This is a genomic window from Mesorhizobium sp. M4B.F.Ca.ET.089.01.1.1, from assembly GCF_004022605.1.
Taxonomy (GTDB): Bacteria; Pseudomonadota; Alphaproteobacteria; order Rhizobiales; family Rhizobiaceae; genus Mesorhizobium; species Mesorhizobium abyssinicae.
On record NZ_RZOS01000199.1, the window covers coordinates 1 to 9,981 of the forward strand.

A 9,981-nucleotide genomic window follows, 5' to 3' on the forward strand; every position below is an offset into this window, starting at 1 on the left:
TTGTCGAGCAGCGCCGTTATCTCGTCGGCGTTGAACTGCTTGTCTTCCGACTTCGGCTTCGACGACGCTTCCTTGACCGGCTTGTCGGCGTCCTTGCGGTCCGGCGCCTTGGCGCTCTCGGCCTGGGCCGGCTGCGGCTTCGGCCGCGCCTCGGGCGCGGGCGCGGAGTCCGGAAGCTTGGCCTCTTCGGTCGGCGGCTCCTGGGCAATGGCCTCGGCGACGGCGTCCGGCTTGACCTCTTCCTTCGGCTGGATGGCCGCGGTCTTGTCCGGCTGCGGCGCTGGTGTCGGCTCCTTGGCCGGCGTCGGCTTCGGTTCCACCTGCTTGACCGGCTCGGGCTTGACCTCTTCCTTTGGCTGCGGCACCGGCGCCACTTCCGTCGCCGGCGTCGGCTTCGGCGCTTCCTTCGGCTTCGGCGCGTCTTCGGGCTTCGGCTTTTCGGTCGGCGTCGGCGCCGGCGGCGGCGCCGACGTCAGGTCGACCGGCTTCGGCTTGGCCTCGTCCGTGATCGGCTTGTCGGTGTCGACGCTGTTTTCACCGACCTTCTGCGCATCGGGAACAATGTCCGGGCGCTTGGTCGGCGTCGGCGCCGGCTTGTCATGCATCACCGCTTTCTTGTCGCCTTGCAGCGTCTGCGCGATGGCCTCCATCGGCACGATGTCGACCGCCACCGACTCGACATCGGACGCGGGCATGGCAGGCGGCGACGACAGCGTGAACAGCCCGAAGGCCAACACTACCGTATGCAAGATCACCGATGTGGTGAGTCCCGTCCTCATCTTGCTTCTACTGATCCTGTTCCTGCAGCGAAACCAGACCGATGTTCTTGTATCCGGCCGCCGAAATGCGGGCCATCACCTTCATGGCGGTGCCGTAGTCCGTCAGCTTGTCGCCACGGATGAAGATGCGCTCGTCATAGCCGGTCTTGGAGATCGCCTGCAGCTTGGCCACCAGTTCCTCGATCGGGATTTCGGTTTCCTGCAGATAGATCTGGCCGGAGGCGTTGATCGAGACGGTGATCGGCTGGGTGTCGACGTTCATCGCCTTGGCCTGCGTATCCGGCAGGTCGATCGGCACGCCGACCGTCAAGAGCGGCGCCGCGACCATGAAGATGATCAGCAGCACCAGCATCACGTCGACCATCGGCGTGACGTTGATTTCCGACATCAGGCCGTGATGGCGGCCGCGCCGCCTGTGGCCGCGCCCGCCGCGTCCCGCCATGCCTACGGACATACCCATGATCGTACCTCAGGCCTTCTGCGCGACTTTTTCATCGATTTGCCGCGAGAGTATGGCGGAGAACTCGTCGGAGAACCCTTCCATGCGCACGGCGATCTTGTTCGCGTCGGATGACAGCTTGTTGTAGGCGATGACGGCCGGGATGGCCGCGAGCAGGCCGATGGCGGTGGCGAGCAGCGCCTCGGCGATGCCGGGTGCGACCACCGACAGGCTGGTATTCTTCGAAGCGGCGATGGCCTGGAACGAGGTCATGATACCGATGACGGTGCCGAACAGGCCGATGAAGGGCGCGGCCGAACCGGTGGTGGCGAGGAAGCCGAGCCGTCCCTCCAGCCGCTCCATCTCGCGCGTCAGCGCCAGGTCCATCGCCTTGTCGATGCGGGTCTGCAGGCCAAGCGGCGACTTGGCGCCCTTCTCGAAGCTCTTCTTCCATTCGCGCATGGCGGCGACGAAGATCGCGCCCATGCCGGTGGTCTTGCGGTCGGCGAGCGTGCGATAGAGCTCTTCCAGCGACTGTCCCGACCAGAACACCTGCTCGAAGCGGTTCAGCGCCAGCCGCATGCGGCCATAGGCGACGAGCTTGTCGACGATGATCGCCCAGGTCCAGATCGAGGCGCAGAGCAGGCCGATCATGACCAGCTTGACGACCCAGCTGGCCTGCATGAACAGCGCCCAGATCGATAAATGCGCGCCCGGTTCGGCGAGTGCGATGTTTTCCATGGTTACGTCCTTAGATTTTCCGGGCGTCGCTGGCGGCTGGGCCCATGGGCATCCCTTGTGGTCCGTTCGCGCGAGCTTGAAGCTTGCGGGATCACCCCGAATGCACCGTTTCGCGGCCTTTTCGGGGCAAATATTGGTGAAAGGAAGGCGTTCGGATTCCGCCAATCTTCACCAATCTCTTCATGAACCGTTATGGTTAAGGATGGGTTATGATATGAAGCGCGGCGCATTGCCGCGCCCCCGTCATGGCGCGGATGGTGACCGCCAGATCGCCCTGACCAGAGATATCAGCCGTCTGCTCTTGGCATGAAAGCCGCGACCCATTCCCTCGGAAAACGCCTTGGGCGGCCATTCTCGCCGATGATCGCCGCTTCGACCTTGGCCTCGACCAGCACCTCGTCGCCGCGCTTGAGCTGCTGCGCCATGTAGATGCGGGCGCCGGAAATATCCTGCGTACGCGTCTCGATGGTCAGGATGTCGTCCATGCGGGCGGGACTTTTGAAGTCTATCTCCATGCGCCTGACCACCCAGACGATGCGCTCGCCATGCTTGCCATCGGCAAGCTCGGTGTGATGGACGCCGGCGAGCCTCAGATAATCGGAGCGGCCGCGCTCGAAGAATTCGAGATAGCGGGCGTGATAGACGACGCCTGAGAAATCGGTGTCGGCATAGTAGACCCGCGCCATCAGCCGATGGCCGAATTCCGTCAGCGCGCCGGAAAGGCCCGCGCCGAGCGCCGCCGATTCACCATGATCGTCCATCGCGCTTTCCTTTTCTGGCCCGAGCAGGCAGGTGTTGCGGCGCTGGAACCGGATGGCACTGTTGGGCGCGATGATCAAGACCTTGATGGCGGCACTGCTGGCGTTTGGGGCTTTGGCATTGCCGGCCCCTGCCGCGACGTTCTCGATGAAACGCGGCCTCAATCTCGACCAGTGGACGACCTGGACCGGCGAGGAGAAATGGAACGACCCGACCGCCATCCTGCCCTATCCGGAATGGCGAAAGTTCCTCAAGGAGGATGACCTCAAGGCGCTGAAGGATGCCGGCTTCGATTTCCTGCGCATGCCGGTCGACCCCTCGCCCTTCCTGTCCGACGAGACGCTTGCGCTGCGCGACGACCTCTACGCCAGCGTGCTGGACTCCGCGCGCATGATCAACCGCGCCGGGCTGAAGGTGATCGTCGACATGCATCTGATCCCGGCCGGCGGCAACCGCAAGACCGGCATGGGGCAGGTGATGGACGACCCCGGGACCTTCGACGCCTATGTCGATGTGGTGCGCAAGATGGCGCGCACGCTGTCAAACGAGGATCCGGGCCAGGTCGCTTTCGAGCCGATGAACGAGCCGATCGTCGACTGCGACGGCGACGGCACAAATCTGTGGCCGGAGCGCCAGAAGAAGCTGTTCGCGGCGGCGCGCTCCTCGGCCACCAGGCTGACGCTGATCCTCACCGGCGCCTGCTATTCCAACGCCGCGTCACTGGCCAGGATCGACCCGAAGCTGATCGCCGACGACAACATCATCTGGACCTTCCATTCCTACGATCCGTTCCTGCTCACCCATCAGGGCGCGACCTGGGCCGGCGACTTCATCCGCTATGTCACCGGCCTGCCCTTTCCGCTGACGGCCGTACCGCAGACGCAGCTCGACGTGGCGCTGGACACGATCCGCGCCCGCATCAGGGCCGAGGCGCCATGGACGCGGCGAAGCGGCATGCTTGCCTATCTCGACGAGCAGGTCGCCAGCATGGATACGGACGACAAGCTGCTCGCCATCATGGACGCGCCGTTCAAGACCGTCGAAGCATGGGCGAAGGCCAACGGGATAAGACCGGAAAACATCACGCTCGGCGAGTTCGGCATGATCCGCCAGGAATATGGCAACGGCTATGTGATGCCCGCCGAATACCGCGCCGCCTATGTCAGGCAGATGATCGCGCGCGCCGAGGCGCACGGCTTCTCCTGGTCGGTATGGGGCTATGGCGGCGCCTTCGGCATCGTCGACGCCTTCAATGGCGACAAGGCGGAACCCGCCGTGATGGATGCGATCCGCTCGCTGCCCTGACGAGGGCCGGTTGAGCAGCAGCGCGTCCTAGCCGAGATCGATTTGCAGGATCTCCGGGCGCATGCCGAAGCGCACCGGCATGATGCTGAAGCCGAGCCCGCCGGAGACGATCAGGTTGCGGTCGTTTTCGACGACATGGCCATAGGCGAAGCGATTGCCGTAGGCGGAAGGCACGACCGGCGAATAGCCGAACAGCCTGACCTGCCCGCCATGGGTGTGGCCGGAGAGCGTCAGCGAAACCCGCCACGGCACTTTAGGGAAGATGTCGGGTTCATGCGCGAGCAGGATGATGGGAGCGTTGTCGCTCACCTTGGCCAGCGTGCCGTCGAGATCGTCCAGGCCCTTGAAATCGGTCCGGCCCCAGGCCCGGCCGGGGCGCAGTGCCAGTTGATCCGCAAGTCCGGCGAGCCAGAAGCCGTGCCCGTCTTTTTCCAGGCGTACGACATCGTTCTCCAACACCGGGATGCCGACGCGCTCCAGCGCCTTGCGCGAGATCGTAGGCCCTGCCCCAGCCGCTTGCGCGGCGCGATCCTCCCACCAATCGTGATTGCCAAGGATCGACCAGACACCGAGCGGCGCCTTCAGCCCGGATAAGGCAGGAGCCCATTCCGACGCGTCCACCCAATCCGACACCAGGCGGGTCCCGGCCGGAAAATCACCAAGCATGACGATCACATCCGGTTTGAGCTCGTTTGCCTCTTCGGCCAGCGAAGCGATCCGCTCGGGCGTCATCCACGGCCGGCAGGCATGGATATCGGCCAACACAACGACGCGCAGCTTGAGGTCCGCCGGCCAATGCGGCGGCGTCAGAAAATAGCGCTTCACATGCGTCAACAGCATCGGCTCGATGCCGACCGCATAGGCGCTGAGCGACACCATCGACAGGAACGAGCCGCCGATGAGGCGCAGGAAGCCACGTCTGGTGATCATTGCTCCGCCCCGGCCCTTGGTATGGCGATTGCATCAAGCTAGAGGCGGCAATTGTGCCTTCAGCTTGGCCGCGGCGAGCAGATTTTGCGCAGACGAGCCGTTCCCCAAACAACTAGGGAACAAATCTCCGTTACTCCTCCTGGAACAGGCTGATCTGCTGCTGCGCCAGATCCTTTGGCGCCTCGAGGCCGAGATGGCGCCAGGCATTGGCCGTCAGCACACGGCCGCGCGGCGTGCGCTGGATGAAGCCCTGCTGGATCAGATAAGGCTCGATGATGTCCTCGATGGCGTCGCGCGGCTCCGACAGCCCCGCCGCGATGGTCTCGATGCCGACCGGCCCGCCGCCGAAATTGCGGGCGATCATCGACAGATAGCGCCGGTCGAGCGCGTCGAGGCCGAGCCCGTCGACCTCAAGCCTGGTCAGCGCCTCGTCGGCGATCCGCCGGTCGACATGGCCATCGCCGGCGACCGACGCGAAGTCACGCACGCGACGCAGCAGCCGGCCGGCGATGCGTGGCGTGCCGCGCGCCCGCCTGGCGATCTCCAGCGCGCCGTCGTCGCCGAGCGGCATCGACAGGATGCGGGCGCCGCGGCGCACGATCTGCTCCAGCTCCTCGACCGTGTAGAAATTGAGCCGCACCGGAATGCCGAAACGGTCGCGCAGCGGATTGGTCAACAGCCCAAGCCGCGTGGTGGCGGCAACCAGCGTGAAGCGGGCGAGATCGATCTTGACCGAGCGCGCCGCCGGCCCCTCGCCGATGATCAGGTCGAGCTGGAAATCCTCCATCGCCGGATAGAGGATTTCCTCCACCGCCGGATTGAGGCGGTGGATCTCGTCGATGAACAGCACGTCGCGGTCTTCGAGATTGGTGAGCAGCGCGGCCAAATCGCCGGCCTTGGCGATGACCGGTCCGGAGGTCGAGCGGAAATTGACGCCGAGCTCGCGCGCCATGATCTGCGCCAGCGTCGTCTTGCCGAGGCCGGGCGGGCCGACGAACAGCACATGGTCGAGCGCCTCGCCTCGACCCTTGGCGGCGTCGACGAAGACCTTGAGATTGGCCCTGACCGCCGCCTGGCCGACGAACTCGTCAAGCGATTGCGGCCGCAAGGTCTGGTCGGCATCCTCGCCGCGCTTGTCGGGGGCAATGAGGCGGGGCGAAAGGTTCATGCCGCTTTCCTTGCATACGGCAGGGACCAGAACAAGCAGCCCCTCACCGCGCCAGTTCCTTCAGGCCGAAGCGGATCAACTTCGAGGCGTCGGCGCCCTCGCCGGCCGACTTCAGCGCCGCCGACACCGCGTTGGCGGCGATGTCGCGCGAATAGCCGAGATTGACCAGCGCCGAGACGGCGTCGGTGATCGGCGCCGGCGCCACGCCCTCGCCGAGTTCCTGCTTCAGCCCGATCGTGCCGGAGGCAGCGCCCGCATATGCCGGCGCCTTGGCCTTCAATTCGGTGACGATGCGCTCGGCCACCTTCTTGCCGACGCCCGGCGCGCGCGACACCATGGCGATGTCGCGCAAGGCGATCGCATTGGCGAGGTCGGCCGGCGCCAGCGTCGAGAGGATGGCCAGCGCCACCTTGGCGCCGACGCCCTGCACGTTGTTCATCAAGAGCCGAAACCATTCGCGCTCCAGTGCCGACTGGAAGCCGTAGAGCCGTATCATGTCCTCGCGCACATAGGTCTCGATAAACAGCACCACCGCCTCGCCGGGCGCCGGCAGCGAGGCCAGCGTGCGCGCCGAGCAATGGGCGACATAGCCGACGCCATGCACGTCGACGACACAGAAGTCCTCGTCGACCTCGTCCAGCGTGCCCTTCAGCTTGCCGATCATGTCCGGGAACTTTCTTAGGGGTGGGTGTCAGGAGCGATCAGCTCGACATCCGGAAAGTATTTCCTGAAGCCTGCCGGATCGCGAGTAAGAATGGGATAACCCCGGATGGCGGCATGCGCCCCGATCAAAAAATCGGGCATGACCTTCTCTCGCGGTCCCCCTTGCCGACGATAGATCGAGAATGCTCTCGACGCCGCGAAGGCAGCTTCGAACGGCAATCCCTCACGTCGGTACTCATCCTCGGGCAACACATTGTCGACATCATCGATCGTGTCGTAGCGGATCGAAAACTCAGCGTAGATGATCTGATTGATGACCAGGCTGCCTCGCCTGCGTGCAGTTTCTATTTTCGGCCGCGACCATTTCAACCAGAGAGGATCGCGAACGGCGACATCGATAAGAACATTGGTGTCGACAAGCGTCGCCAAGATCAGCGATCCCGCGTCAAGGCCATGACGTCGTCGGCGTTCATCGTCTGGTCGCCGCTACCCTCCAGCCGGTCAAGCGCGGCGAGAAACCGATCGAGTCTTTCACGATCTGCCTGCCGTCCCTTGTCATGTCGGGGTGTGATGGTGATCTTGCCGCCTTCAATGCCGAAGATGACTTCGCTATTCGCATCAATGCCGAAAGTGTCGCGCAAGTCGCGCGGAATGGTCACCTGGCCCTTGCTGGTCACACGCATTGGAGTCTCCGGTTCTTACCGGTAAGAAATATTCCAACTGCGAGAACAAGTCAAGAACAAACTACCCGGCCAGCGCGGCCATCCGGTAGGCGGCGCTTTGCCGGTGATGCGCATGGCAGATGGCGATCGCCAGCGCATCCGCCGCGTCATCGGTCTCGAACACCGCCTTCGGCATCAGCACCTTGACCATCATATGGATCTGCTTCTTGTCGCCGTGGCCGACACCGATCACCGCCTTCTTGACGGCGTTGGGCGCATATTCGGCGACCACAAGCCCGGCGCGCGCCGGCACCAGCATGGCGATGCCGCGCGCCTGGCCGAGCTTGAGCGTCGCTGTCGCATCCTTGTTGACGAAGGTCTGCTCGACCGCAGCCTCGTGCGGCATGGCCTGATGCAGCACCTCGGCCAGCCCGTCATGCAGCTGGCAGAGCCTGGTCGCCAGCGCCGCCTTGTCGTCGGAGCGCACCGTGCCGGAGCCGACGAAGCGCAACGAATTGCCGAGGCTCTCGACGATGCCCCAGCCGGTGCGCCTCAGCCCCGGATCGATGCCGATGATGCGAATCGTTTCCCCCATGCGCGAAGTCTACCTCCGAAGCAGGGCGATGCCAGCAAAATGTGAACAAACCAGAAACGACCTATACGGGGACCCAGGCAGCTTCAAAATTCGGTCTGAAGAGGCATGATAGATAACGTCGTTTTCGAGAACCGGAGCGGAGCGTACTCAAGTAGGTGAGCAACGCGCATGACCCCGAAAATCGAGCCCATTTTCGGAAAGGATCATGCGCAAGATCAAGAAATGCTACAGCGTCCTTTGCGCGTCCGAAAGGACGCGCGGCGCTGTAGGAAAGCGCAGAAAACGGCGCTAGATGGCCATCAGAGCGAATTGTCAAACTGCCGTATCAGCCGCGGGCAAAGGCGGTGTTCAGCAGGCTGATCTGGTCGGAGACCGGATTGACGCGGCGGGTCAAAGCGGGCGTGTCGGCCAGTGCGTTGCCATAGATTTCCTCGTCCATGCGGCGCACCAGCGCCTGCAGGCGCAGCGAGCGGGTGACGAGGTCGAGAAAATCCTTCGGCAGTTCGCTCCAGCCGAGCGCCTCGTCATGCGCGGAAGCGGTGTCGAGACGCACCTTGGACTTTTCCGAGGCGACCTGGTCGCGGGTCATTTCGCCGGAATTCGCCGCGCGCTGCAGAAGCAGCCAGGAAGCGACCTGCATCAGCCTGGTGGTCAGCCGCATCGATTCGGCCGCGTAGAGCGTCGCCGCCGTACGTGACAGTTTCTTGGCTTCGGCCCGGCCCTTGCCGTCGAGATATTCGGCGGCCTGTTCGACGAGGCCCATGCCCTCCTGATAGAGCGGCTTGAAGGATTGGGAGAAAACCCGGCGCTCCGCCAATTTGATGGTTTTCGCGCTTCCCTTGGAAGGCTCGTTCATCGATACGCCCCTGCACTGCCGCAAGCCGAATCGGCACTCTTGCCGTAACGCCCTGCACCCTTAAACGACTGAGCTTGAAAATGCGCTTCGGCGCAGGTGAAGGCAAGCACATGTTTAACAAACGGTTAACGCCGAACGCCTGACCGGACTGCGCCGCTTTGCGGGCAAAAAAAGAGCCGCGGATAAGGCGGCTCTCAGGAGTTTAACAGGGAGGCGTCAAACAAAGTGGCTCCAACCACTCGGTAAGAATCCAGATCACTGGATGCGCATAGTAAACGCCCGTAAAGCTTAATGAAGCCTTAACGACGGCGAGATTTTTTTACCGGCCACCCGGCTTCTGTGCCGTAACAGCACAATCGTCCTCAACTGCGCGCGGTGCAAAAACCCGGCGTTCCCGGCACCACGAAACACGCCGGCCGCCGCCGCGACATCGTTCCGAAACACGGGCCGCGCTAAACGCCCGCTCCTCTGAACCGGGTGGAGCAAATCAGCTCCATCGCAATTACCAGAACCTCGGGGGGCAAAACTATGGACTGGTATTCAATCGTCAAATTTCTCCACGTCGTCTCGGCCACTCTGTGGGTCGGCGGCGGCTTCGCGCTGTTCCTGCTTGGCCTGCTTGCCGAGCGCGCCGGCAACGTCGAGGGCAAGCTGCAGGCGATGCGCGCCACCGGGCAGTTGGGCAACCGCTACTTCGCGCCGATGTCGATGCTGACGCTGCTGTTCGGCCTCATCATGTGCGCGTTCTGGGTCGGTTTTTCCGACCTTTGGATCCTGATCGGCCTTGCCGGTTACGCCACGACATTCTCGATCGGCATGTTCGTGTTCAAGCCGAGCGCCGACCGCATGGCCGACATGATCGCAAAGGATGGCGTTACGCCGGCCGTCCTTGCCGTCGGCCAGCGCATCATAAGCGCCGCCCGCTTCGACTATTCGGTGATGCTGGTGGTCATCGCCGACATGGTGCTCAAGCCGACCGTGCACGACATCGCCATCCTCGCCGGCATGGCGCTGGTGGCGGCGGCGGGCGCCATGCTGGCCTTCGGCCGCAGCCGCCGCTTGGTGCCGAGCGCAGCCTGAAAGC

Annotated in this window: 13 protein-coding genes; 2 read left to right on the forward strand and 11 right to left on the reverse strand. The window is 63.7% G+C overall.

The features are described 5' to 3' along the window. The 4 genes from EN780_RS18910 to ybgC all read right to left on the reverse strand — a co-directional run. Positions 1-779, reverse strand: a 779-nt coding sequence (locus EN780_RS18910) for a hypothetical protein (protein ID WP_128274977.1), incomplete at its 3' end; no start/stop codon positions are given. A gap of 7 nt (positions 780-786) precedes the next feature. Continuing rightward, positions 787-1,239 (reverse strand): protein TolR, encoded by a 453-nt coding sequence (gene tolR / locus EN780_RS18915; RefSeq protein ID WP_126057875.1) that lies wholly within the window; start codon positions 1,237-1,239, stop codon positions 787-789. Positions 1,240-1,248: 9 nt separating this feature from the next. Next, a complete protein-coding gene (tolQ, locus tag EN780_RS18920) occupies positions 1,249-1,959 on the reverse strand; it encodes a protein TolQ (RefSeq protein WP_126057874.1) in 711 nt (236 codons plus the stop codon). Positions 1,960-2,246: 287 nt separating this feature from the next. After that, positions 2,247-2,720 carry a tol-pal system-associated acyl-CoA thioesterase gene (gene ybgC / locus EN780_RS18925; protein ID WP_127393784.1) on the reverse strand — a complete coding sequence of 158 codons (474 nt, stop codon included), beginning with the start codon at positions 2,718-2,720 and terminating at the stop codon, positions 2,247-2,249. 52 nt (positions 2,721-2,772) lie between these two features. On the opposite strand from ybgC, the gene EN780_RS18930 reads away from it, so the two are divergent. Beyond that, positions 2,773-4,023, forward strand: coding sequence for a cellulase family glycosylhydrolase (locus tag EN780_RS18930; protein WP_128274978.1), 1,251 nt, complete (start codon positions 2,773-2,775; stop codon positions 4,021-4,023). A 27-nt stretch (positions 4,024-4,050) separates the two neighbouring features. Here the strand turns inward: EN780_RS18930 and EN780_RS18935 are convergent, their stop codons facing one another. The 7 genes from EN780_RS18935 to EN780_RS18965 form a co-directional block, all read right to left on the reverse strand. Further along, complete coding sequence (locus tag EN780_RS18935) at positions 4,051-4,953, reverse strand: metallophosphoesterase (protein WP_127393338.1); 903 nt, start codon at positions 4,951-4,953, stop codon at positions 4,051-4,053. Positions 4,954-5,083: 130 nt separating this feature from the next. After that, complete coding sequence (gene ruvB / locus EN780_RS18940; RefSeq protein WP_127283760.1) at positions 5,084-6,121, reverse strand: Holliday junction branch migration DNA helicase RuvB; 1,038 nt, start codon at positions 6,119-6,121, stop codon at positions 5,084-5,086. 43 nt (positions 6,122-6,164) lie between these two features. Beyond that, positions 6,165-6,785, reverse strand: coding sequence for a Holliday junction branch migration protein RuvA (gene ruvA / locus EN780_RS18945; RefSeq protein ID WP_127283759.1), 621 nt, complete (start codon positions 6,783-6,785; stop codon positions 6,165-6,167). 14 nt (positions 6,786-6,799) lie between these two features. Next, entirely contained in the window at positions 6,800-7,213 is a 414-nt protein-coding gene (locus tag EN780_RS18950) for a type II toxin-antitoxin system VapC family toxin (protein WP_127283758.1), read from the reverse strand. Positions 7,214-7,215: 2 nt separating this feature from the next. Continuing rightward, positions 7,216-7,467 (reverse strand): AbrB/MazE/SpoVT family DNA-binding domain-containing protein, encoded by a 252-nt coding sequence (locus EN780_RS18955; RefSeq protein ID WP_127283757.1) that lies wholly within the window; start codon positions 7,465-7,467, stop codon positions 7,216-7,218. Positions 7,468-7,528: 61 nt separating this feature from the next. Beyond that, a complete protein-coding gene (ruvC, locus tag EN780_RS18960; protein ID WP_127283756.1) occupies positions 7,529-8,041 on the reverse strand; it encodes a crossover junction endodeoxyribonuclease RuvC in 513 nt (170 codons plus the stop codon). Between the two features lie 325 nt (positions 8,042-8,366). Beyond that, positions 8,367-8,897: a DUF1465 family protein gene (locus EN780_RS18965; RefSeq protein ID WP_127283755.1), complete on the reverse strand. Its 531-nt coding sequence runs from the start codon at positions 8,895-8,897 to the stop codon at positions 8,367-8,369. Between the two features lie 528 nt (positions 8,898-9,425). Between EN780_RS18965 and EN780_RS18970 the strand changes: the two genes are divergently transcribed. Then, positions 9,426-9,977: a DUF2269 family protein gene (locus EN780_RS18970; RefSeq protein ID WP_127283754.1), complete on the forward strand. Its 552-nt coding sequence runs from the start codon at positions 9,426-9,428 to the stop codon at positions 9,975-9,977. Positions 9,978-9,981: the final 4 nt, after the last annotated feature.

Bases quoted from the DNA above. Each gene is read 5' to 3' on its own strand.
- tolR (WP_126057875.1), bottom strand. From the start codon at position 1,239: ATGGGTATGTCCGTAGGCATGGCGGGACGCGGCGGGCGCGGCCACAGG.
- tolQ (WP_126057874.1), bottom strand. From the start codon at position 1,959: ATGGAAAACATCGCACTCGCCGAACCGGGCGCGCATTTATCGATCTGG.
- ybgC (WP_127393784.1), bottom strand. From the start codon at position 2,720: ATGGACGATCATGGTGAATCGGCGGCGCTCGGCGCGGGCCTTTCCGGC.
- EN780_RS18930 (WP_128274978.1), top strand. From the start codon at position 2,773: ATGGCACTGTTGGGCGCGATGATCAAGACCTTGATGGCGGCACTGCTG.
- EN780_RS18935 (WP_127393338.1), bottom strand. From the start codon at position 4,953: ATGATCACCAGACGTGGCTTCCTGCGCCTCATCGGCGGCTCGTTCCTG.
- ruvB (WP_127283760.1), bottom strand. From the start codon at position 6,121: ATGAACCTTTCGCCCCGCCTCATTGCCCCCGACAAGCGCGGCGAGGAT.
- ruvA (WP_127283759.1), bottom strand. From the start codon at position 6,785: ATGATCGGCAAGCTGAAGGGCACGCTGGACGAGGTCGACGAGGACTTC.
- EN780_RS18955 (WP_127283757.1), bottom strand. From the start codon at position 7,467: ATGCGTGTGACCAGCAAGGGCCAGGTGACCATTCCGCGCGACTTGCGC.
- ruvC (WP_127283756.1), bottom strand. From the start codon at position 8,041: ATGGGGGAAACGATTCGCATCATCGGCATCGATCCGGGGCTGAGGCGC.
- EN780_RS18965 (WP_127283755.1), bottom strand. From the start codon at position 8,897: ATGAACGAGCCTTCCAAGGGAAGCGCGAAAACCATCAAATTGGCGGAG.
- EN780_RS18970 (WP_127283754.1), top strand. From the start codon at position 9,426: ATGGACTGGTATTCAATCGTCAAATTTCTCCACGTCGTCTCGGCCACT.